Origin of the sequence: Streptomyces sp. T028 (assembly GCF_048159505.1) — a bacterium.
Lineage (GTDB): Bacteria > Actinomycetota > Actinomycetes > Streptomycetales > Streptomycetaceae > Streptomyces.
The window spans coordinates 130,769-151,803 of sequence record NZ_JBLRVZ010000032.1; the positions used below are offsets into that span (position 1 = coordinate 130,769).

Annotated in this window: 21 protein-coding genes and 2 pseudogenes; 16 read left to right on the plus strand and 7 right to left on the minus strand. The window is 70.8% G+C overall.

Annotated features, from left to right (window positions below; genetic code table 11):
- The first annotated feature begins 88 nt into the window (after positions 1–88).
- Complete coding sequence (locus ACLZN2_RS30380) at positions 89–346, plus strand: EF-hand domain-containing protein (RefSeq protein WP_416982577.1); 258 nt, start codon at positions 89–91, stop codon at positions 344–346.
- A 252-nt stretch (positions 347–598) separates the two neighbouring features.
- The gene (locus tag ACLZN2_RS30385; protein WP_416982578.1) at positions 599–2,746 is read left to right on the plus strand and encodes a SpoIIE family protein phosphatase; all 2,148 of its coding nucleotides are present in this window, start codon (positions 599–601) and stop codon (positions 2,744–2,746) included.
- 17 nt (positions 2,747–2,763) lie between these two features.
- Here the strand turns inward: ACLZN2_RS30385 and ACLZN2_RS30390 are convergent, their stop codons facing one another.
- Positions 2,764–2,958 carry a hypothetical protein gene (locus ACLZN2_RS30390; RefSeq protein WP_416982579.1) on the minus strand — a complete coding sequence of 65 codons (195 nt, stop codon included), beginning with the start codon at positions 2,956–2,958 and terminating at the stop codon, positions 2,764–2,766.
- A 43-nt stretch (positions 2,959–3,001) separates the two neighbouring features.
- A complete protein-coding gene (locus ACLZN2_RS30395) occupies positions 3,002–3,973 on the minus strand; it encodes a fumarylacetoacetate hydrolase family protein (protein ID WP_416982580.1) in 972 nt (323 codons plus the stop codon).
- Positions 3,974–4,174: 201 nt separating this feature from the next.
- Here ACLZN2_RS30395 and ACLZN2_RS30400 point away from each other — a divergent pair, with 201 nt between their 5' ends.
- Positions 4,175–4,879, plus strand: a complete 705-nt coding sequence (locus tag ACLZN2_RS30400; protein ID WP_416982581.1) for a DinB family protein — start codon at positions 4,175–4,177, stop codon at positions 4,877–4,879.
- A gap of 398 nt (positions 4,880–5,277) precedes the next feature.
- Here the strand turns inward: ACLZN2_RS30400 and ACLZN2_RS30405 are convergent, their stop codons facing one another.
- Positions 5,278–5,745 carry a WD40 repeat domain-containing protein gene (locus ACLZN2_RS30405; protein WP_416982582.1) on the minus strand — a complete coding sequence of 156 codons (468 nt, stop codon included), beginning with the start codon at positions 5,743–5,745 and terminating at the stop codon, positions 5,278–5,280.
- Here ACLZN2_RS30405 and ACLZN2_RS30410 point away from each other — a divergent pair.
- The 6 genes from ACLZN2_RS30410 (at position 5,711) to ACLZN2_RS30435 (ending at position 9,080) form a co-directional block, all read left to right on the plus strand.
- On the plus strand, positions 5,711–6,001 hold the full coding sequence (locus ACLZN2_RS30410) for a hypothetical protein (RefSeq protein WP_416982584.1): 291 nt from the start codon (positions 5,711–5,713) through the stop codon (positions 5,999–6,001). The two genes, ACLZN2_RS30405 and ACLZN2_RS30410, sit on opposite strands and share 35 nt — an antisense overlap.
- Positions 5,911–6,168 carry a hypothetical protein gene (locus ACLZN2_RS30415; RefSeq protein ID WP_416982627.1) on the plus strand — a complete coding sequence of 86 codons (258 nt, stop codon included), beginning with the start codon at positions 5,911–5,913 and terminating at the stop codon, positions 6,166–6,168. The genes ACLZN2_RS30410 and ACLZN2_RS30415 overlap by 91 nt, the downstream gene beginning before the upstream one ends.
- A 359-nt stretch (positions 6,169–6,527) precedes the next feature.
- Entirely contained in the window at positions 6,528–7,874 is a 1,347-nt protein-coding gene (locus tag ACLZN2_RS30420; protein ID WP_416982585.1) for an MFS transporter, read from the plus strand.
- Positions 7,875–7,905: 31 nt separating this feature from the next.
- On the plus strand, positions 7,906–8,292 hold the full coding sequence (locus ACLZN2_RS30425; protein WP_416982586.1) for an NUDIX domain-containing protein: 387 nt from the start codon (positions 7,906–7,908) through the stop codon (positions 8,290–8,292).
- 306 nt (positions 8,293–8,598) lie between these two features.
- Positions 8,599–8,931 carry a helix-turn-helix domain-containing protein gene (locus ACLZN2_RS30430; RefSeq protein WP_416982587.1) on the plus strand — a complete coding sequence of 111 codons (333 nt, stop codon included), beginning with the start codon at positions 8,599–8,601 and terminating at the stop codon, positions 8,929–8,931.
- The gene (locus ACLZN2_RS30435; protein WP_416982589.1) at positions 8,928–9,080 is read left to right on the plus strand and encodes an IclR family transcriptional regulator domain-containing protein; all 153 of its coding nucleotides are present in this window, start codon (positions 8,928–8,930) and stop codon (positions 9,078–9,080) included. Before ACLZN2_RS30430 ends, ACLZN2_RS30435 begins: the two co-directional genes overlap by 4 nt.
- Before the next feature lie 135 nt (positions 9,081–9,215).
- Here the strand turns inward: ACLZN2_RS30435 and ACLZN2_RS30440 are convergent, their stop codons facing one another.
- On the minus strand, positions 9,216–9,866 hold the full coding sequence (locus ACLZN2_RS30440; protein WP_416982591.1) for a GntR family transcriptional regulator: 651 nt from the start codon (positions 9,864–9,866) through the stop codon (positions 9,216–9,218).
- A 35-nt stretch (positions 9,867–9,901) separates the two neighbouring features.
- Positions 9,902–10,814 (minus strand): annotated as a pseudogene (locus ACLZN2_RS30445) (RNA-guided endonuclease InsQ/TnpB family protein).
- A gap of 224 nt (positions 10,815–11,038) precedes the next feature.
- Here ACLZN2_RS30445 and ACLZN2_RS30450 point away from each other — a divergent pair.
- A complete protein-coding gene (locus ACLZN2_RS30450; RefSeq protein ID WP_416982592.1) occupies positions 11,039–11,836 on the plus strand; it encodes an IclR family transcriptional regulator in 798 nt (265 codons plus the stop codon).
- 119 nt (positions 11,837–11,955) lie between these two features.
- Here ACLZN2_RS30450 and ACLZN2_RS30455 read toward each other — a convergent pair whose 3' ends face one another.
- Together ACLZN2_RS30455 and ACLZN2_RS30460 are read right to left on the minus strand one after the other, a co-directional pair.
- The gene (locus tag ACLZN2_RS30455; protein WP_416982594.1) at positions 11,956–12,267 is read right to left on the minus strand and encodes an aldehyde dehydrogenase family protein; all 312 of its coding nucleotides are present in this window, start codon (positions 12,265–12,267) and stop codon (positions 11,956–11,958) included.
- 69 nt (positions 12,268–12,336) lie between these two features.
- A complete protein-coding gene (locus ACLZN2_RS30460) occupies positions 12,337–12,480 on the minus strand; it encodes an aldehyde dehydrogenase family protein (protein ID WP_416982595.1) in 144 nt (47 codons plus the stop codon).
- 101 nt (positions 12,481–12,581) lie between these two features.
- On the opposite strand from ACLZN2_RS30460, the gene glyA reads away from it, so the two are divergent.
- The 6 genes and pseudogenes from glyA (at position 12,582) to purU (ending at position 21,024) form a co-directional block, all read left to right on the plus strand.
- The gene (gene glyA, locus ACLZN2_RS30465; RefSeq protein WP_416982597.1) at positions 12,582–13,865 is read left to right on the plus strand and encodes a serine hydroxymethyltransferase; all 1,284 of its coding nucleotides are present in this window, start codon (positions 12,582–12,584) and stop codon (positions 13,863–13,865) included.
- On the plus strand, positions 13,862–15,082 hold the full coding sequence (locus tag ACLZN2_RS30470) for a sarcosine oxidase subunit beta family protein (RefSeq protein WP_416982598.1): 1,221 nt from the start codon (positions 13,862–13,864) through the stop codon (positions 15,080–15,082). The genes glyA and ACLZN2_RS30470 overlap by 4 nt, the downstream gene beginning before the upstream one ends.
- A 20-nt stretch (positions 15,083–15,102) precedes the next feature.
- Positions 15,103–18,191 (plus strand): annotated as a pseudogene (locus tag ACLZN2_RS30475) (sarcosine oxidase subunit delta family protein).
- Positions 18,181–18,783, plus strand: coding sequence for a sarcosine oxidase subunit gamma (locus ACLZN2_RS30480; RefSeq protein WP_416982599.1), 603 nt, complete (start codon positions 18,181–18,183; stop codon positions 18,781–18,783). Before ACLZN2_RS30475 ends, ACLZN2_RS30480 begins: the two are co-directional and overlap by 11 nt.
- Positions 18,780–20,159, plus strand: a complete 1,380-nt coding sequence (locus ACLZN2_RS30485; protein ID WP_416982600.1) for an L-serine ammonia-lyase — start codon at positions 18,780–18,782, stop codon at positions 20,157–20,159. Before ACLZN2_RS30480 ends, ACLZN2_RS30485 begins: the two co-directional genes overlap by 4 nt.
- A gap of 10 nt (positions 20,160–20,169) precedes the next feature.
- Positions 20,170–21,024 (plus strand): formyltetrahydrofolate deformylase, encoded by an 855-nt coding sequence (purU, locus tag ACLZN2_RS30490; RefSeq protein WP_416982601.1) that lies wholly within the window; start codon positions 20,170–20,172, stop codon positions 21,022–21,024.
- Positions 21,025–21,035: the final 11 nt, after the last annotated feature.

The window sequence follows — 21,035 nt, forward strand, 5'->3', positions numbered from 1 at the left end:
TGACTGGAACCAGGGCGACGGGGAGGGTGTTATCCCTTGTGGGCGCGGCGCGACGGACCCGCCCGCCGGCGAGAGGAAGGAGGGCGACGTGACGAGTGACAAGGCCCGAAAACTGTTCGAGGCCCTCGACCTCGACGAGGACGGGACCCTGACCCGCGCGGAGGTGATCACCGCTCTGCACACGAAGGGCCCGTCGCTCGCCGCGTCGGGATACCTGCCGTCGTGGGGCCTGGGGAACGCCGACGCGTCCTCCGCCCTGTTCGACGCGGCCGACCAGAACGGGGACGCGGTGCTGACCCTGGAGGAGTTCGCGGCGGTCGTGGACCGGCGGTTCGGCTGGGGCTGAACCGAGGGTCTCGGCCTCCGGCCCGGTCATCTCAGTCCCGCGCGTTCTCGCCGCGGGACATCCGGTTGAGCGGATGCGACGAATACCTCTACGGGGAAGCACCGGACGGGCTCCCGGCACCCCCGGGAGCCCGTCGTCCCGGTACGGGTGCACGCGGCGCCCGCGGACGTGCGGCCGGCCGACGGCGACGCATACTCCGCGTTAGTGTGGAAATCCACCGAATCGCCGGAAACGCGGGATGGTGATCTTCGTATGCACAGGCTCCGCATGACCGGAGCCGGGACGGCAGCCGACAGGGCGGAACCCGCGCCGGGGGACGAAGAGGCGTCCGGCGCGAGGACGGAGACACCCACGAAGTCACCCACGGAGACGCTGAGTCTGGCCCTGCGGCAGGCGACGACCTCTCTGGGCGGCCTCGGATCGCTGCTGCACCGCCGTGATCCCGGCACCGGGAGGCTGGGCCTGGCAGCGGTCGACAGGCTCGCCCCGGAGAGCGTCGGCGCATGGGCGGACCTGCGCGACGAGCAGGACGTGGCACCCGTGCGCGCCGTGCGGGACGGTGCCTTCGTCTGGGTGCCCGGGGACAGCCTGGGGATCGGGGCGGACGGCACGGCGGCGGTACCCCTGCTCGGTTCCGACGGGCCGGTCGGGGTGCTGTCCGTGCTCACGGCGGGGCCCGGTGAGCCGGACGAGACCCAGCAGTCCTTTCTGCGCGCGGTGGCGGCCTGGGCCGGAGCGCACCTGGTGAAGGCGCCCGGTGCGCCGTCCGGGTCCGAGCGGACCGTGCGGATGAACGAGCTGACCGCCGCGCTCGCCGAGGCCGTCACCTCCCAGGACGTCGTCCGGACCGTCGCCCGGCACGTCGTGCCTCCCTTCGAGGCCGACGGGCTGCTCGTCGACGTCCTCGAGAGCGGCCGGGTGCACGTGGTGGACTCCGCCGGATACCCGGAGGCGTTCATCCGGCTGCTCAACGGGATGCCGTACGCCGAGCACCCCGTGGTCACCGACATGCTGCGGACCCACACACCCCTGTTCTTCGAGTCGCCCGCGGAGTTCCTCCGCTCCTATCCGATCATCAGGGACATGGTGGAGGCGTCCCCGATGAACGCCTGGGCGTTTCTGCCGATGGTCGTCTCCGGGCGCAACATCGGCGGACTCACGCTGTCCTTCCACCGGCCGCGGTCCTTCAGCGACGAGGAACGCACCCTGCTCACCGCGCTGAGCGGACTGGTCGGCCAGGCCCTGGAGCGGGCACGTCTCTACGACGCCGAGCACACCCGCGCCCAGGAACTCCAGCGCGGACTGCTGCCCAGGACACTCCCCCGGCTGCCGGCCGTGAGCGCCGCCGCCCGCTATCTGCCCGCGGGCCGGGGCGAGAGCGTGGGCGGCGACTGGTACGACCTGATCCCGCTGTCCGCCGACCGGGCCGCCGTCGTGATCGGCGACGTCATGGGCCACGGCATCAGCGAGGCCGCCACCATGGGCCGGCTGCGCACCGCCGTACGCACGCTCGCCGACCTGGACATGGCCCCGGACGAACTGCTCGGTCATCTCAACGACGTGGTCAGCGAACTGGGCGACGACTTCTACGCGACCTGTCTGTACGCCGTGTTCGACCCGGTCACCCGGGTGTGCTCGTTCTCGCTGGCCGGTCATCCGCCGCCGATCGTCGTGCACCCCGACGGCAGCGTCCATTTCCCCGAGCTGGCCGGTGATCCGCCGCTGGGTGCCGCCGAGCCTCCGTTCGAGATCCATGAACTGCGGCTGCCCGAGGACTGTCTGCTGATCCTGTGGACCGACGGACTCGTGGAGTCGGCCGACCGGGACTTCGACCAGGGGCTGGACCAGCTGAAGCGGGTCCTCGCCCGCGCCACGGCCCACAACCCGCGTTTCCGCCCGGGGCGCCCGGACGGCGGCACGGAGCAGCTGGACGATCTGTGCGACCTGGTCACCTCGGCGCTGCTGCCCGACCGCGAGCAGACCACCGACGACGCGGCCCTGCTGATCGCCCACACCCATGGCACCGCCGCCGAGGACATCGCCACCTTCGGCCTCCCCTACGACCCGCGAGCGGCCGGACAGGCCCGCGCGCACATCCGCGGGCAGCTCGCCGACTGGGGGCTGGACGACCTCGTCGTCACCACCGAGCTTCTGGCCAGCGAACTCGTCGGCAACGCCGTCCGGCACGCCCGGGGACCCCTCCGGCTGCGTCTGCTGCGCAGCCGCTCCCTGATCTGCGAGGTGTACGACGGCAGCCTGACCACCCCGCGCATCCGCCGCACCACGGAAACCGACGAGGGAGGCCGCGGTCTGCAGCTCGTCTCCGCCCTCTCACGGCGTTGGGGCGCACGCTATCTGCGGGACGGCAAGTGCATCTGGACCGAGCAGGAACCGGGGTAGGCACCGCACCGCACCGCTCAGCAGGCGGCTGTGGCCGCGTCGATGTGCAGCGGCGCTGCCGTCTTCGCCGCGATCTCCTCGTACGTCACTCCCGGCGCCGTCTCGACCAGGGCGAGGCCGGCCGGGGTGATGTCGAGGCCGCCGACGGCCAGCGACGCGCCGTCGGGGATGTCGGCGACCGCCTCCGCGGCGCTCGCACAGACCTTGTTCACGTGACGGTCCTTTCGACCGGGAAACCGGGAAACCGGGAAGCGCTCACGGCCGTTCCCGGGGGCGGCGGCGGGCGACGGGGAGCGGGCGGAGCCCCGTCCCCGCCACGACGGTGTTGGAGACGGTGCCGACGCCCTCGACGGTGAGGGTCACGGTGTCGCCGGGCCGGAGCGGTGGCGGGTCCTGCTTGCCGCGGACGCCCCACAGCTCGGCGAGGCAGCCGCCGTTGCCGCAGGTGCCCGAGCCGAGGACGTCACCGGGGCGCACCCAGGTGCCGCGTGAGGCGTAGGCGACCATCTCCTCGAAGGTCCAGCTCATGTTGGACAGCAGGTCCGTGCCGACGACCTCGCCGTTGACGGTGGCGGTCAGGGCCAGCCGCAGGAAGCCCTCGGCGTCCCGGTACGGCTCCAGCTCGTCCGCGGTGACCAGGTACGGACCGAGGGTGGTGGCCGTGTCCTTGCCCTTGCAGGGGCCGAGGCGGACCTGCATCTCGCGGGACTGCAGATCGCGCGCGGACCAGTCGTTGAAGACGGTGTAGCCGACGATGTGGTCGCGGGCCTCGGCGGCGGTGAGGTCGCGTCCGGCGCGGCCGACGACGGCGGCGACCTCCAGCTCGAAGTCGAGCACGGTGCAGCCCGGCGGTACCGGGACGTCGTCGTGGGCGCCGATCACCGCGTAGGGGTTGGTGAAGTAGAAGGTCGGCGCGTCGTACCAGGCCTCGGGTACGCCCCCGGCGCCGTCCACGGACCGCCGTACGCCCTCGACGTGCTCCTCGAACGTGACGAAGTCCCGCACGGTGGGCGGCTCCAGCGGCGGCAGCAGCCGCACCTCGGAGACATGTGGCCCCGCCGGTGCGTCGAGGGTGGCGGCGCCGGTGCGGAGCAGCGCGTCGAGACCGTCGCCGGACGCGATCAGTTCGGTGAGCGAACGCGCCCCGGGGACCGGGAAGAGGGTCCCGTCCTCCTCGACGACGGCGACCCGGCGTCGGTGCTGGTGTTCATAGGTGGCGAAACGCATCGGCGGCTCCGGGCTCGTTTCCTTGGCGTCGCCCCATCTCACGCCACCCCGCCCGATCTGGGAAATCGATTCTCGTTATGTGGCACATCCACGGGATGGATGAGGGTGCGTGGGCGCCCGGAAATCGGTCGCACCCCGGGGACCTGGCCGTTAGCCTCCGCGTGCACATGACGAAACGGGCGACCGCGGAAGGGGTCAGGTATGGGGACCGATCGTTTGGGCTTACTGCTCGACCAGTTCGACTGTGCCAGGGAGAGGGCCCAGGTGCGGCTGACGGGACTCGGCGACGAGGAGTACCTCTGGGAGCCGGTGGCGGACTGCTGGTCGATCCGGCGCCGGGACGAGGCGACGACACCCCGGGCGTTCGGCCCGGGCGACTGGGTGCTCGATCTGGGCGCCCCGGACATCCCGCCGAGCGAGTACGCCGAGGTCGGCCGGCAGGCAGCGGGCGGTATGTCCGTCGACAAGATCGCCGAGGACTGGAGTGTGAGCGTCGAGCGGGTCCGGCAGGTCCTCGCCCACACCGGCCCGGTGGAGCCCGACAGGAATCCGGTCACCACCATCGCCTGGCGGCTGAGCCACCTCCACTACGGCTTCGCCGGCGGCTGGGAGTGGGCCTTCGGCGAGCGGCGCCAGGACCCCAAGCTGATGGTCGACTTCACCCCCGACGCGTCCCTGGCCCTCGAACGGTTCTGGCCCGTGATCGACCGCTGGCGCGACAGCGTCGCCGGTGTCACCGAGGAGCAGCTCGACACGGTCGGTTTCTCCCAGTACCCGTACGGCTCCGACCCCGACGATCCGTTCGTCGACGTGCTCTGGGGGGCCAACCTCGAGTTCATCCACCACATGTCCGAGATCGCCCTCCTCCGCGACCTCTGGCAGCACCGCTTCGCCCCGAAGGGGTGACTCCCGGACGCGCCCTGCCGGCCGGCTGCGGGCCGGCATCCAACACCGTCCCGGTGCCCCCGGGATGCCGACCCGCTCCCCCGTGCCCGAGCCCTTGTACGTCCGGTCCGTCGCCGGACGGCTTCCCCGAAAGGGCTCGCACCATCGATTTCAGCGGCCGGCGCATTGTTTGGCAGCGCCGGCCGGGCGTCCAAACAATGGCCGGACGCGATCTGTCCCGAGGTGCCGGTGGTGCCCAGCGTGGCCGCCTGACCCGTGTCGGGGGTCTGTTCCACCGGTTCGGAAGGGGGGTGGGGGGTGGCGGGGCGGCGTGAGGTGCCGGTGGATCCGGGGGCGGGGCCGGTGCAGCAGTTCGCCTTCGCCCTGCGGAAGTTGCGGGCGGAGGCGGGCGGGATCACCTACCGCGAGCTCGCGGGGCGGGCCGGGTACTCGAGAACGAACTCGTGTACCCCGAGACCGAGGACTCCCGGGCGCCCGGCCTCGGCTCGGCGGCGCTCACCCCGGACGGGCGCACCCTGGCCAGCGGTGGCGAGGACGGTGCCGTACGCCTGGGGGACACCCGCACGGCGGGTACCGGTGTCCCACAGCCGCAGGACTCCGTCCGCTCCACCGGCCGCCAGAGTGTGTCCGTCCGGGCTGAACGCCGGCGAGGTCACGGTGCCCCTCCGGCCGGTGAGGGTGGGCGCCGCTCCCCCGATCGACGCGATGGCCTTCAGCCCGGACGGACAGGTCCTGGCCACCGCCAGTACCGCTGTCGGGGTGCAGCTGTGGAACACGGCCATCGGCCGTCTGCGCACGAGCCTGAACGGCGACACCGCCGCCGTCACCTCGGTGGCGTTCAGCGCGGACGGGCGGACACTGGCCACCGGCGGCGAGGACGGGACCGTGCAACTGCGGGATCCGGGCACCGGCCGCAGCCGCGGCAGCCTGCCTGGGAACGTCAGCGCGGTGACCGCGCTACCGCCGGGCCATGGACCGGGCTTCGAGGTCAGACGCCCCAGCGGGGATACGCGGCGACGCCGATCAACGACCTGGGCCGGGCGGCGGGACTCGCCAAGGGCGCGCTGTACTACTACATCGCCTCCGAGGAGAACCTCCTCGTCGAGATCCAGTCCCGGGTGACGGGGCCCCTGCTCTCCCGGGCCCGGCAGATCGCGGACCTGGACATGAGCCCCCTGCTGCGGCTGCGGCTTCTCTCCGAGTCACTGCTGACCGTCATCTTCCGCCGGCTGGACGCGGTGCGGAACTCAAGACCCTGCTGGGGCGGCGGGCCGATTTCGAGCAGCTGATCTCCGGACTGCTCGCGGAGGCCGTGGAGCAGAACACGTTCCGCACGATGGAACCGCGCCTGGGCACCCTGCAGTTCCTCAATCTCCACAACGGGACGCGGCCTTCCTGGCCCGCGAGCAGGAGTGGGCGCCGACCACCGACTGACAACGGCGTTCACATTACGAACAGCTCGTTCAGAGAATCCGGCGGACTGATAGTGCGCCGCCACATATCTCCACATCAAGAGACCGGACGCCCGCACACGCCCTTGATCAGTTACATCACCAACCTTGACGCCCTTCGAGGGTCATGCCAGACTTCCAAAAATTCGGCTACGGCGTTCACTATGCGAACAGCTTCCGAATCGCGAAGGATCGCAATGGTGACCACTGTCAGCAATCCCGCCACCATTGGTGAGCAAACGGCCGCCCCGGTCGACAAGCGGCGCTTCCTCCTCAAGCTGACCGGCGTCACCGGTGGCGGCATGTTCATCGACGGCTATGTGCTCGGCATCATCGGCGCCGCGATCGGTGCAGCCGCCACCGAGTTCCACATGTCGCTGCTGTGGGAGGGCCTGATCGGGGCTTCCGCTCTGATCGGCATCTTCGTGGGCGGTCCGGTCGGCGGCTGGCTCTCCGACAAGTTCGGCCGCAAGCCGCTGTTCACGATCGACCTGGCGATCTTCGTCATCGGATCGTTCCTGCAGTTCTTCGTCGACTCGGCCTGGCAGTTGTTCGCCGTACGGCTGCTGATGGGCATCGCGGTCGGGGCCGAGTACTCGGTGAGCTGGCCCATGCTCTCCGAGTTCGCCCCGGCCCGGCTGCGCGGACGGATCCTGTCCGTCCTGGAGGTCGCGTGGTACGCCGGCTTCATGATCGCGTTCATCGTCGGCTACGTGATGAGCACCGTGTTCTCGCTGGACTGGCGTCTCGTTCTCGGATCGAGCACGGTGCCGGCGGTGATCCTCTTCCTGGCCCGGTTGGGCCTGCCCGAGTCACCGCGCTGGCTGATGAACCAGGGCCGGACCGACGAGGCCCGCCGGATCGCCGAGGCGTATCTCGACGACCCCGCCGAGGCGCTCGGCATCGGCCGTGAACCCGCCCGCAAGGGCACCTTCGGGATGCTGTTCTCCGCCGAGTACCGGCGCTCCACGGTCTTCGTCTCCGTGTTCTGGTTCTGTTCGGTCACGCCGTACTTCGCCATCGCCACGTTCGCCGCCGACGTACTGTCCACCTACGGTCTCGGTGACGGATTCGGCGGCGCCATCGGCGTGAACGGGCTCGCCGTCGCGGGTGTCGTGGTCTCGCTCCTGCTCATCGACCGGATCGGCCGCCGCAAGCTCACCATTCCGGGACAGTGGGTATGCGCCGTCGCCCTCGCGGTCATCGGGCTGTGGAGCGGTGCGCCGGCCGCCGTCGTGCTGACCTGCTTCCTCGCCTTCGCCTTCGCCAACGCCATGTACTCGGCCCTGACCGGTGTCTACCCCGGCGAGATCTTCCCCACCGAGATCCGCGGCATCGGCACCGGGTTCGCCGCCGCCTTCAGCCGCATCGGCGCCGCCCTCGGCACGTTCGCCCTCCCGTGGTCGATGGACCACCTCGGTACCGGGCCGAGCATGCTCATCGCCGCCGGTGTGTGCGTCGTCGGCGCCGCGTTCTCCCAGGTACTCGCACCGGAGACCATGGGGCGCAGCCTGAGCGAGACCTCCGCCCCGCACCCGGCGTAGCCACCTTGCTCACCAGGGGCGGTGGTGGGCCATGAGCGAGCCGTCCGCCGAGACGCCCTCGCCGCCCGCACCGCCCGCGCCGCCTACGCCGGGGACGGTCGAGCGTGGCACCGTCGTGGCCGTCGCCCTCACCTGGCGCGGGCGCGTCGGCCTGTTCAAGCGCGGCGCCCGCGTCGGACACGACGCGGGCCTGTGGCACTGCGTCACGGGCTTCGTCGAGGACGGGAACCCCACGCGGGCCGAGGCGCTGCGTGAGCTGTTCGAGGAGACGGGCCTGGCGGCCGCCGACCTCACCGGCTTCCGCCCCGGGCCGGTCCTGGACCTCGCGGACACGCGCGGCGGCGCGCCTACCGGTGGGTGCGCGGCCGGTTCGTGGCCCACTTCGACGGGCAGGTGCCGTGGCTCCGCCATGTTCTGAGCACTGTGCTCACACCGAACACTCAGCTCCAGTGATCTGCGGGACTGCCGCTCAGACGGCCTCGAACTGCACCCTGCCCGGCCTGCATGGCGGAGAAGCCGATGGCTCGACGGCGGCGACCGCGTCATCGTCATCGGCCGCGTGCTGCGCATGAGCGCCGGCTCCACCGAGGTCCTCGCCTTCCACCGGGGCAGGCTCGGTGGCTACCGCGCCCCGGCCGCCACCTGACCTCACCGAATCGTTCAATATCCGAACACATCGACGTTACAGTGAACAGCCGAGTGCATCTGTGCGCCGTGCAAGGCCGTGCGTCTGCTGCGTGAACTGGCCGCGCAACCCAGGACCGGTGCCGCCGGCGTCGCCCGGCCCACCGCGTTCCGCCTGCTGTCCAGCCTGGAGAAGAACGGCTTCGTCGACCGCGTCGACCACCACTACGTCCTCGGCCGGGTACTCGCCAGGCTCGGCCGTCACGCCGACCCGCACGCGGGTCTGGTGGCCCGGGCGCAGCCACTGCTCCGGGAGCCGGCGGACAGCTTCGACGAAACGGTGAGCCTGGCGGTGCCGGAGTCCAGGGACGGACTCGACTGGTCGCCGAGGCCACCGGATCCCGGGTCGTCGGCATCAGGGCCCAGCACATGATCGGGCAGCACTGGCCGCTGCACGCCAGCTCCACCGGCAAGATACTGCTCGCCGAGATGCCCCACGGAACGCGTGCGGACCCTGCCGCCCGAGAAGCTCCCTGTCGCGTCCGGTCCGCGCCCCGTCCGGGAACCTGGTCGCCGTCCTGACCCTCAACGGCCCCCGGTACCGCTTCGGCCGGGACCGGATCCCCGAGGCCCTCCAGCAGACGCAGACGATCGTCGACCGCCTGGCCGACGTGTTCTGGCAGGACGCGACGGCCGACCGACCCGCGCCCCGGCGCCTCAGAGCAGGGAACGGATCGCGGTCTCGAACCTCTCCACGTGCTCGGCGGCCAGACCCGCCGCTCGCTCCCCGTCCCCCTCCAGCACGGCGCGCACGAGGGGACCGTGCTCGCCCACGTGGCCGGCCAGCCCCGGCAGGCGGTCGAGGAACAGACACCAGATGCGCGTGGCCAGGTTGTCGTAGCGCACGAGCGTGTCCTGGAGGAAGGGGTTCGCCGTGGCGGTGTACAGCGCCCGGTGCAGCCGCAGGTCCAGTTCGAGGAGCTCTCCGACCTCTCGTCCGGCAGCCGCGTCCAACTCCTCCAGCAACTGGCCGAGTACGGCCCGGTCCGCCGCGCTCGCCCGGCGCGCGGCGCAGTCTGCCGCCAGCGGCTCCAGCCGGAGGCGCACTTCGGTGAGGTGCCCGAGGTCGGTGATCTGCACCTCGGAGGCGAAGGTGCCGCGCCGCGGATAGGAGACCACGAGCCGGTCGGCCTCCAGACGCTTGAGCGCCTCCCGCACCGGCGTGCGTCCGACCCCCAGCTCCGCCGCCATCTGCTCGTCGTTGATGGGTGTTCCCGGTGCGATCCGCAGGGTCACCAGGCGGTCGCACAGGGCCCGATACGCCCGCTCGGCCAGGGTGACCTGACCCTCCGCCACCGCGACCGACATGCACACCCTCCTCGCCGAGACTCCGAACACCCACGCTAGCACAATTGATATATCAGTTGCGGAGCATGGGACGGGAGGGGAGGAGGGAGGGAGACGTACCTGACCAATTGAATCCTCCCCCTCATGAATCCGCACGAGGTGCGGGTATACGTTCGTTCCGACAGCGGCAGTACGTGCTTGGCTCTCGCTCCGCAGTGCGCGCAGTCCATCGCGTCGACTTCGCGAGGAACCTGGGCCGGAAGTCCTCCACCGCCACAGCGTCGTGGTCGCGGACCACGCCCTTGGCCCATTTGCGACCCGTGTCCTGACGTCATGCGGTCATACCGCGACAGCTTGGCCTGCTCCTTCTTCCCGTGCTGGGCACGCGGGAGGTCATGGGCGTCGGAGGTGGTGGTCGCGATCTGGCGTACACCCCAGTCGACACCGATCACCCGGCCGGTCTCCGGCAGCGGCTGCACCCGGGCAGGGACCACGAACGAGCAGTACCAGTGCCCCACCGTGTCCTGGTACACGGGCACACTTGAGGGCGAGGCGGGCAGGCTCCGCGACCACACCGGCGTCAGGACGATGCCCCCGGCCCAGGTGCAGACGGCCGTCTTTGAGACCGAACCCGCGCTTCGTGTAGTTCAGGCTCGGCCGGGCCTCGCGCTTCTTCTTCCACTTCGGCATCCCGGCCCGCTGCCGCTGCGGAAGCCGCTCGCGGATGTCCTTGTGCGCCTTGGCCCTGGACTTCCCGAAGTCTCGGATGATCTGCTGCTGCGGCACCGAGCTTTCCTCCCGCAGCCACGGCGTACGGGCACGGGCCTCGGTCAGCATCCTGTCGAGCCGGGCGGGACCGCAGGTCTCCTTGCCGGTGTCCTCGGGCCGGGTCCTGTTCCGGGCGTAGATCTGCCTGGACTTGGCCACGCTCTCGTTCCACACCCACCGGTACCGGTCCCACTCGCCCATCAGCGCCGCGTGTGCGCCCGACGACACCCGAAGCCGAAACGTCCGCCGATGCGATTCCTCCCCGGCGTTCGCCAGGGCCTCCTGGCAGGAAACAGGTGACACAGCGGCCCCCTGCCGTGTTGTAGCACCCACCACCTAGGCGTTCACTATCTGAACGCCGCGGCGCTAAAATCGTCTGAGGTCGCGCTGCGCACGGCGCAGCTCCACAGCGACGAAAGGGCCGCATGACCGACGCATCCTCACCGGCGGAGCTGACCAACAAGTCGGTGACCAAGGCCGTCCGCCTGCTGCGTGAACTGGCTGCCCAGCCGCGATCCGGCGCCACCGTCAGCGCCCTCGCGAAGGCTGCGGAGATCTCCCGGCCCACGGCGTTCCGCCTGCTGAACAGTCTGGAGCGGAACGGGTTCGTCGACCGCGTCGACCACAACTACGTCCTCGGCTGGGAGCTGGCCCGGCTCGGCCGTCAGGCGGACCCCTACGCGGGTCTGGTCGCCCGGGTGCAGCCACTGATCCAGGAGCTGGCGGACAAGTGCAACGAGACGGTGACCTTCTCGGTGCCGAATCCTCAGGACGATCTCGACCTCATCGCCGAGGCAGCGGGATCGCAGTTGATCGGTCTCTCGGCGCAGAACATGATCGGTCGGTGCTGGCCGCTGCACGCGAGTTCCACCGGCAAGATCCTGCTCGCGGAGATGCCGATGGAGAAGGTGAAGGCGCTCCTGCCCGAGAAGCTGCAGTCCTACGCGTCGAACACGATCACCGATCGCGCGGCGCTGCTGAAGGAACTCGAGCAGGTGCGCGAGCAGGGCTTCAGTGTCATCGACAACGAGCTCGAGGAAGGGCTGCTGTCGCTCTCGCGTCCCATCCGGGACTCGTCCGGGGTGCTGGTGGCGGTCATGTCCCTCAACGGGCCCCGCTACCGGTTCGGCCGGGTCCGGATCCCCGAAGCCCTCCAGCAGATGCAGTCGACCGTCGACCGCATCGTCGAGGTGTTCTGGCAGGACGCCGGCGGCGACGCCTGAGCCGGGTGCCGGCCGGCCCGGTGACCGCCGGAGCTTCCTCTCCCGCACATGACCGCGCGCCGCATACCTGCCCCCGAGCAAGCAGGCGGCGCGTCGGCGTCTCTGCCCCGCCGGCGGTGTCAGCGGGAGTGTTCGTGCATGACGTGCTGGGTCCGCGAGTAGTCGTCCAGGGCGTAGACGGACAGGTGGCGGCCGTAGCCGGCGCCCTTGAAGCCCGCCCAGGGCATCTCGTTGGCGAGTACGAGATGGGCGTTCACCCAGACCGTGCCGAAGTCGAGGCGGTCGGGGAGGTCCAGGCCCCGCCGTGAGTTCTCCGTCCGGACGGAGGCCGACAGCCCGTAGGGCGCGTCGTTGGCGCGGGCGAGGCGGACGCCTCGTCGGTGAAGGTCTCGACGGTGACGACGGGGCCGAAGATCTCCTCGCGGGCGCACTCGGCGCCGGCCGGTACGTGCGACGAGGACGGTGGGCCGTACGAAGAAGTCCGGGCCCTCGGCGGGAGTTCATCCGACGGCCGCCGGGATGCCCTCGTCCTCCCCGGCGGTCGGTTCGCCGACGACGAAGGTCTCGACCTGCCCGACCAGGTGCCGCACGAACTCCTCCGCCACGGACTCGTGGACCAGGACCCGGCTGCCGGCAATCATCATCACCCTCCCTGAACACCTCTCGACGACTCTTGACGACCGGCGCATGCTACGCCTACAACTGATATACCAGTCGTACGCTTCTAGCCTTCCAAGGGGACCGCATGAGCTTCTCCCAGCCGCTGACCCTGTTCGACCCGGAGGTCGCCGCCGCGGTCGACGCGGAGCTCGAGCGCCAGCAGTCGACGCTGGAGATGATCGCGAGCGAGAACTTCGCCCCCCCGGCGGTGATGCAGGCCCAGGGGTCGGTGCTGACCAACAAGTACGCCGAGGGCTACCCGGGGAAGCGCTACTACGGTGGCTGCGCCCACGTCGACACCGTCGAGCAGCTGGCCATCGACCGGGTCACCGCCCTCTTCGGCGCCGAGGCGGCCAACGTCCAGCCGCACTCCGGCGCCCAGGCGAACGCGGCCGCGATGTTCGCCCTGCTCCAGCCCGGCGACACGATCCTCGGCCTGGACCTGGCGCACGGCGGCCATCTCACCCACGGCATGCGGCTGAACTACTCCGGCAAGCTCTACAACGTCGTCCCGTACCACGTGCGCGAGTCCGACCTGCGCATCGACATGGACGAGGTCGAACAGCTCGCCATCGCCCACCGCCCCAAGCTGATCGTGGCCGGCTGGTCGGCCTACCCCCGGCAGCTGGACTTCGCCGGGTTCCGCCGGATCGCCGACAGCGTCGGCGCCTACCTGATGGTGGACATGGCGCACTTCGCCGGTCTGGTGGCCGCGGGCCTTCACCCGAGCCCGGTGCCGTACGCGGACGTGGTGACGACGACCACGCACAAGACCCTGGGCGGTCCCCGGGGCGGGGTGATCCTGAGCCGGGCCGAGCTGGCCAAGAAGATCAACTCGGCGGTCTTCCCCGGTCAGCAGGGCGGTCCGCTGGAGCATGTGATCGCCGCCAAGGCGGTCGCCTTCAAGATGGCCGCCAGCGAGTCCTTCCGCGAGCGGCAGCAGCGCACGCTGAAGGGCGCGAAGATCCTCGCCGGACGCCTGCTGGCCGACGACGTCGCCGAGGCCGGCATCACGGTGCTGACCGGCGGCACGGAGGTTCATCTCGTGCTGGTGGACCTGCGCAACAGCCCCCTCGACGGCCGACAGGCCGAGGACCGGCTGCACTCGATCGGCATCACCGTCAACCGCAACGCCGTCCCCTTCGACCCGCGCCCGCCGATGGTGTCGTCCGGGCTGCGGATCGGCACCCCCGCCCTGGCCACCCGTGGCTTCGGCGAGACCGAGTTCCGCGAGGTCGCCGACATCGTCGCGAACACCCTGAAGCCGGAGCAGCTCTCCGCCGACCAGGCCGAGTCGCTGCGCGGCCGGGTCGCGAAGCTCGCCGCCGCGTTCCCCCTGTACCCCGAGCTGAACGGAGCCGCGGCATGACCGGCACACCGCTTCCGGACCACCCGGACTTCCTCTGGCGCAACCCCGACCCCAAGCGGTCGTACGACGTGGTGATCGTCGGTGGCGGCGGGCACGGCCTGGCCACCGCCTACTACCTGGCCAAGAACCACGGCATCACGAACATCGCCGTCCTGGAGAAGGGCTGGCTCGCGGGCGGCAACATGGCCCGCAACACCACGATCATCCGCTCCAACTACCTCTGGGACGAGAGCTCCGGCATCTACGAACACTCCCTGAAGCTGTGGGAGACCCTCGAAGAGGACCTCGACTACCCCATCCTGTTCAGCCAGCGCGGGGTGCTGAACCTCGCGCACACCCTCCAGGACATCCGCGACAGCAAGCGCCGGGTCTACGCCAACCAGCTCAACGGCATCGACGCCGAGTGGCTGGAGCCGGACGAGGTCGCCAAGGTCTGTCCGATCGTCAACATCGACCCGGACGTGCGCTATCCGGTGCTCGGCGCCACGTACCAGCCGCGCGCCGGCATCGCCAAGCACGACTACGTCGCCTGGGGCTTCGCGCGGCGGGCCGACGCCTATGGCATCGACCTGATCCAGAACTGCGAGGTCACGGGCATCGACGTGACGGACGGCCGGGTCACGGGCGTACGGACCACGCGCGGCGACATCGCCGCCGGCAAGGTGGCGCTCGCCGGAGCTGGACACACCTCCGTGCTGGCCGAGATGGTGGGCCTGCGGCTGCCGTTGCAGAGCCACCCGCTGCAGGCGCTGGTCTCCGAGCTGCTGGAACCGGTGCACCCGACGGTCGTGATGTCCAACGCCGTCCACGTGTACGTCTCCCAGGCGCACAAGGGCGAACTCGTCATGGGCGCCGGCATCGACAGCTACAACGGCTACGGCCAGCGCGGCGCGTTCCACATCATCGAGCGCCAGATGGCCGCCGCCCTGGAGCTGTTCCCGGTGTTCGCCCGCGCCCACATGCTGCGCACCTGGGCCGGCATCGTCGACACCACCCCGGACGCCTCCCCCATCGTCGGCCTCACCCCGGTCGAGAACCTCTACCTCAACTGCGGCTGGGGTACGGGCGGGTTCAAGGCCACCCCCGGCGTCGGCTGGTGCTACGCCCACACCATCGCCACCGGCGAACCCCACCCGTACAACGCGCCCTTCAGCCTGTCCAGGTTCGTCACCGGCGCGCTGGTCGACGAGCACGGCGCGGCCGCCGTCGCCCACTGACACCCCTCCCGGAGACTCCGATGCAACTCATCGCCTGCCCCTGGTGCGGCGAGCGCGAGGAAGCCGAGTTCCACTACGGCGGACAGGCGCACGTCCCCTACCCCGCGAAGCCCGCCGAACTCGACGACGAGCAGTGGGCCCAGTACGTCTTCTTCCGCGACAACCCCAAGGGCCCGTTCGCGGAGCGGTGGATGCACGCCGCAGGGTGCCGCCGCTGGTTCAACGCCGTGCGCGACACCGCCACCCACCAGTTCCTCGCGGTCCACCGCCCGGGCGACGACGGTCAGGAGGCCGGCGCATGAGCAACCCGTTCCGTATCGACGGTCTCGGCTCCGTGGACCGCGGCAGGACACTGTCGTTCACCTTCGACGGATCCGAGTACACCGGCCACCCGGGCGACACCCTCGCCTCGGCCCTGCTGGCCAACGGGGTCCACCACGTGGCCACGAGCATCAAGTACGGGCGGCCCCGCGGCGTCATGGCCGCGGGGGTCGAGGAGCCCAACGCCCTGGTGCAGATCGAGGCCCCCTTCCCCGAGCCCATGCTCACGTCCACGACCGTGGAGCTGTACGACGGGCTCGTCGCCCGGGGTCTGCGCGGCCAGGGCCGGCTGGGCACCGAGCCCGACCCGGCCCGGTACGACACCATGCACGCCCACTGCGACGTGCTGGTCGTCGGCGCCGGTCCGGCCGGTCTGGCCGCCGCCCTGACCGCCGCCCGCTCCGGCGCGCGTGTCGTCGTGGTGGATGAACTCCCCCGCCCCGGCGGCTCGTTGCTCGGCGGCCAGGACGGTCTGGACGGCTGGGTCACCGAGGTCACGGACGAACTCTCGTCGCTGGCCGACGTCCGTCTGCTGCGGCGGACCACGGCCATCGGGTACTACGACGACGGTCTCGTGCTCGCCCTGGAGAAGCGCACCGACCACCTCGGAGCGGACGCGCCCGCCCATGTCTCCCGCCAGCGGGTCTGGCGCATCCGGGCCAGGCAGGTCGTGTTCGCCACCGGCGCCTACGAGCGGCCGATCGCGTTCGACGACAACGACCGTCCCGGCATCATGCTCGCCGGGTCCGCCCGCACCTACCTCAACCGCTTCGGTGTGCTCCCGGGCCGCGAGATCGCCGTGTTCACCACGAACGACAGCGCCTACCGCGCGGCGACCGAACTCGCCGACGCCGGTGCCCGCGTCCACACGGTGGTCGACGCACGGGAGAACGTGCCCGCCCACTGGCGCGAGGCGTGTGCCGCCCGGGGCATCGAGGTGCGGGCCGGGCAGACGGTGACGGGCACGACGGGCACGGAGCGGATCACCGGCGTCCGGGTCGGATCCGAGGAGATCGGCTGCGACCTGCTGCTGGTGTCGGGCGGCTGGAACCCGGCGGTGGCCCTGTTCAGCCAGGCCCGCGGCACCTTGCGCTACGACGCCGACCTGGGGTCCTTCGTTCCCGCCGCCGCCCTGGACACCGTACGCACGGCGGGTGCCGCGAGCGGCGTTCTCGGGCTGGCGGGGGTCCTGTCGGACGGAACGGAGGCCGCGCGGGAGGCGCTGTCGGCGCTCGGCCGGACCGCGGAGCCGGTGCCGCTGCCGGCCGTTGCCGACGAGCCCGCCGGTGAACCGGCCGCGGTGCTCTGGCGAGTGCCGAGCCCTCAGGACGGTTCCGTCCAGTTCGTCGACCTCCAGCGCGACGGCACCGTGGCGGACGTCCTGCGTGCCACCGGTGCCGGCCTGAGCTCGGTCGAGCACGTCAAGCGGTACACCACCATCGGCACCGCTCACGACCAGGGCCGTACCTCGGGTGTCGTCACCTCCGGGATCATCGCCGAGGCCCTGGGCGTGGACATCGCCGAGCTGGGCACCCCCAAGCTCCGTCCCCCGGCGCTGCCGGTGTCGTTCGCCGCGTTCGCCGGACGCAACCGCGGTGAGCTGTTCGACCCGGTCCGGGTCACCGCCGTTCATCGGTGGCACGTCGAGCACGGCGCCCTCTTCGAGAACGTCGGCCAGTGGAAGCGGCCGTGGTACTACCCCGTCGACGGGGAGACCATCGAGGAGGCCGTGCTGCGGGAGTGCCGGGCGACCCGCGAGGGCGTCGGCATGATGGACGGCTCCACCCTCGGCAAGATCAGCGTCCAGGGCCCGGACTCCGGCGAACTGCTGGACCGGCTCTACACCAACGTGATGAGCACGCTGAAGGTCGGCCGGGTCCGCTACGGCGTGATGTGCGGCATCGACGGCATGGCGCTCGACGACGGAACCGTGCTGCGCATCGCCGAGGAGGAGTTCCTGGTCACGACGACCACCGGCAACGCCGCCAAGGTGCTGGACTGGATGGAGGAGTTCCTCCAGACCGAGTGGCCCGACCTGCGGGTCCACCTCACCTCCGTCACCGAGCACTGGGCGACGATCCCGCTGGTCGGGCCCCGCTCACGCGACGTGCTGGCCCTGGTCGCCCCCACGCTCGACGTGAGCAACGAGGCCTTCGGGTTCATGACCTGGCAGGACACCGTCGTGGCGGGCGTGCCGGCCCGGGTGGCCCGGATCAGCTTCTCCGGTGAACTCGCCTACGAGGTCAACGTCCCCGCCTGGTACGCCATCACCGTGTGGGAGGCCCTGTACGCGGCGGGCGGCCCGTTCGGCATCACCCCGTACGGCACGGAGACCATGCACGTGCTGCGCGCGGAGAAGGCGTACCCGATCATCGGGCAGGACACCGACGGCACGATCACCCCGCAGGACCTCGGGATGTCCTGGGTGGTGTCCAAGAAGAAGGACGACTTCGTCGGCAAGCGCTCCTTCAGCCGGGCCGAGAACCTGCGCACCGACCGCAAGCAGCTGGTGGGCCTGCTGCCGGTGGACGAGTCGACCCTGCTGCCGGAGGGCGCCCAGATCATCGCGACCGAGACGGTGCCCGCGCCGCCGGTTCCCATGCTCGGGCACGTCACCTCCAGCTACCGCAGCGACGCCCTGGGCCGCACCTTCGCCCTCGCCCTGCTGCGCGGCGGCACCCGGCACGCCGGCGAGACGCTCTACGTCCCGCTGGAGGGCCGCACCGTGCCGGTGACCGTGACCGACCCCGTGCTCTACGACAAGGAGGGAACCCGCCGTGACGGTTGACGCCCCCAACGCTCCCGCCCGTTTCAGCCCGCTCGCCGACTGGCAGGAGGCCTTCGGCCGACTGCCCGCCGGCCTCCAGGTCCGCGAGCTGCCGTACCTCACCCAGCTCACCCTGCGGGTGACCGCGGACAGCCCCGCGGCGAAGGCGGTCGAGTCCGTACTGGGCGTTCGGCTGCCGTCCGCCTCGCGCGCGGAGCTGTCCGGTGAGGTGAAGGCCCTGTGGCTGGGCCCCGACGAATGGCTGCTGGTCGCTCCGGCGGACACCGGTGCCGAGCTGGTCGGGCGGCTGAGGTCGGCGATCGGCGAGGAGTTCGCCACCGTCACCGACGTCTCCGCGCAGCGCACGGTGCTGTCCCTGCGGGGGGACCTCACCCGCGAGGTCCTGGCCCAGGGCTGCGCGATCGACCTGGACCCCCGGGTGTCGCCCGTCGGCGCCTGCTACACCACCCTGCTCGCCCAGACGGGGATCACGCTGGTCGTCCGGGAGGAGGCGGCCTCCGGTGTGTGGCTCCTCGTCCGTTCCTCCTTCGCCCCGTACGCGGCGGCGTGGCTGGTGGACGCGGCCACGGAGTACGGCGGAGGGACGGGATGACCCTCAGCGTCTTCGACATGTTCAAGGTGGGCATCGGACCGTCCAGTTCGCACACGGTCGGTCCGATGCGGGCCGCGAACTCCTTCGCGCACGCCTTGGAACAGGAAGGACTGCTGGAGGACACCCACGGCGTCCACGTCGAACTGTTCGGCTCGCTGGGCGCCACCGGACACGGGCACGGCAGCGTCAAGGCGGTCGTGCTCGGTCTGGAGGGCCACACCCCGGAGCACGTGGACCCCGCCCTGGCCGCACCGGCCATGGACCGGGTCCGTACGACGGGCAGCCTGCGGCTGCTCGACAAGCATCCCCTCGCCTTCCGGGTCGACGACGACATCGTGCTGCACCGCGGCAAACGGCTGGAGTTCCACTCCAACGCCATGACGTTCGAGGCGGTGGACGCCGCCGGCCGGAGCCTGTCGCTGCGGACCTACTACTCCGTCGGCGGCGGTTTCGTCCTGGACGAGGACCAGGCGAACGGCCCGCAGATCGTCCCGGACACCACACCGGTGCCGTATCCGTTCACCACCGGCGCGCAGTTGCTGGCGCACGCCGAGGCCACCGGCCTGTCGATCAGCTCGATCACGATGGCGAACGAGACGGTCCGGCGCACCGAGGCCGAGGTCCGGGCCGGGCTGTCGCACATCTGGTCCGTCATGCGGGAGTGCGTCCAGCACGGTTGCGCGACGGACGGTGTGCTGCCCGGCGGCCTGAAGGTGCGGCGCAGGGCGGCCGCACTGCACCGAAAGCTCCTGAGCGCGGACGGGGAGGCGGAGACCGACTCCCTGCACGCGATGGAGTGGGTGACGCTGTACGCGCTGGCCGTGAACGAGGAGAACGCGGCGGGCGGACGGGTCGTCACCGCCCCGACCAACGGCGCCGCCGGGATCATCCCCGCCGTACTGCACTACTACGAGCGGTTCGTGCGCGGCGCGGACGAGGACGGCATCGTGCGGTTCCTGCTGACCGCCGCGGCCGTCGGCGTGCTGTTCAAGGAGAACGCCTCGATCTCCGGGGCCGAGGTCGGCTGTCAGGGCGAGGTCGGTTCGGCCTGCTCGATGGCCGCGGCCGGGCTGGCCGAGGTCATCGGCGGCACCCCCGAACAGGTGGAGAACGCCGCCGAGATCGGCATCGAGCACAATCTCGGTCTCACCTGCGATCCCGTCGGCGGACTCGTGCAGATCCCCTGCATCGAGCGCAACGCCGTCGCCTCCCTCAAGGCGATCACCGCCGCGCGGATGGCCCTCCACGGGGACGGCACCCATCATGTCTCCCTCGACAAGGCGATCAAGACCATGCGGGAGACCGGTGCCGACATGAAGGACAAGTACAAGGAGACCGCGCGTGGCGGTCTCGCCCTCAACGTGGTCGAGTGCTGAGGAGACAGCCATGAGCACCCAGTTCGTACTGACCCTGAGCTGCCCCGAGCGCCCCGGCATCGTCAATGCCGTGACCAGCTTCCTCGTCCGGCACAGCTGCGACATCACCGAGCACCAGCAGTTCGACGACCCCGACCACGGACAGGTCTTCCTGCGCACCGGCTTCACGGGCACCGACGGGACGATCACCCTCGACGGCCTGAAGGAGGAGTTCGCGTCGATCGCGGACACCTACGGAATGCAGTGGGAGCTGCGGGACGCGACGGTGAAGTCCCGTGTCCTGGTGATGGTGTCGAAGTTCGACCACTGCCTGGCGGACCTGCTCTACCGCTGGCGCAGCGGCACTCTCGACGCCGACATCGCCCTCATCGTCTCCAACCACCCCGATCTGAAGCCCCTGGCGGACGCGGCCGGGATCCCCTTCGAGCACGTCCCCGTCACCGCCGCGACCAAGCAGCAGGCCGAGGCCCGGCTCCTGGAACTGGTGGACGGGCACGACATCGACCTCGTGGTGCTGGCCCGCTACATGCAGATCCTCTCGGACGACCTGTGCAAGACCCTGGAAGGCCGCGCGATCAACATCCACCACTCGTTCCTGCCGAGCTTCGTGGGGGCCAAGCCCTACCACCAGGCGTACCAGCGCGGGGTGAAGCACGTCGGCGCGACGGCCCACTACGTCACGGCCGACCTGGACGAAGGGCCGATCATCGAGCAGGAGGTCATCCGCGTCGACCACCGGCTCTCCGCGGACCAGCTCGTCCTCGTCGGCCGGGACGCCGAACGGCTCGCCCTGGCCCGGGCGGTCAACTGGCACTGCCAGAACCGCATCCTGCTGCACGGCAACCGCACGGTCATCTTCAGCTGACACGGAAGGCG

Bases quoted from the DNA above. Each gene is read 5' to 3' on its own strand.
- ACLZN2_RS30440 (WP_416982591.1), bottom strand. From the start codon at position 9,866: ATGTCGGTCGCGGTGGCGGAGGGTCAGGTCACCCTGGCCGAGCGGGCG.
- ACLZN2_RS30470 (WP_416982598.1), top strand. From the start codon at position 13,862: ATGACCGGCACACCGCTTCCGGACCACCCGGACTTCCTCTGGCGCAAC.
- purU (WP_416982601.1), top strand. From the start codon at position 20,170: ATGAGCACCCAGTTCGTACTGACCCTGAGCTGCCCCGAGCGCCCCGGC.
- ACLZN2_RS30460 (WP_416982595.1), bottom strand. From the start codon at position 12,480: ATGATGATTGCCGGCAGCCGGGTCCTGGTCCACGAGTCCGTGGCGGAG.
- glyA (WP_416982597.1), top strand. From the start codon at position 12,582: ATGAGCTTCTCCCAGCCGCTGACCCTGTTCGACCCGGAGGTCGCCGCC.
- ACLZN2_RS30420 (WP_416982585.1), top strand. From the start codon at position 6,528: ATGGTGACCACTGTCAGCAATCCCGCCACCATTGGTGAGCAAACGGCC.
- ACLZN2_RS30385 (WP_416982578.1), top strand. From the start codon at position 599: ATGCACAGGCTCCGCATGACCGGAGCCGGGACGGCAGCCGACAGGGCG.
- ACLZN2_RS30450 (WP_416982592.1), top strand. From the start codon at position 11,039: ATGACCGACGCATCCTCACCGGCGGAGCTGACCAACAAGTCGGTGACC.
- ACLZN2_RS30435 (WP_416982589.1), top strand. From the start codon at position 8,928: ATGATCGGGCAGCACTGGCCGCTGCACGCCAGCTCCACCGGCAAGATA.
- ACLZN2_RS30485 (WP_416982600.1), top strand. From the start codon at position 18,780: ATGACCCTCAGCGTCTTCGACATGTTCAAGGTGGGCATCGGACCGTCC.
- ACLZN2_RS30400 (WP_416982581.1), top strand. From the start codon at position 4,175: ATGGGGACCGATCGTTTGGGCTTACTGCTCGACCAGTTCGACTGTGCC.
- ACLZN2_RS30395 (WP_416982580.1), bottom strand. From the start codon at position 3,973: ATGCGTTTCGCCACCTATGAACACCAGCACCGACGCCGGGTCGCCGTC.
- ACLZN2_RS30425 (WP_416982586.1), top strand. From the start codon at position 7,906: ATGAGCGAGCCGTCCGCCGAGACGCCCTCGCCGCCCGCACCGCCCGCG.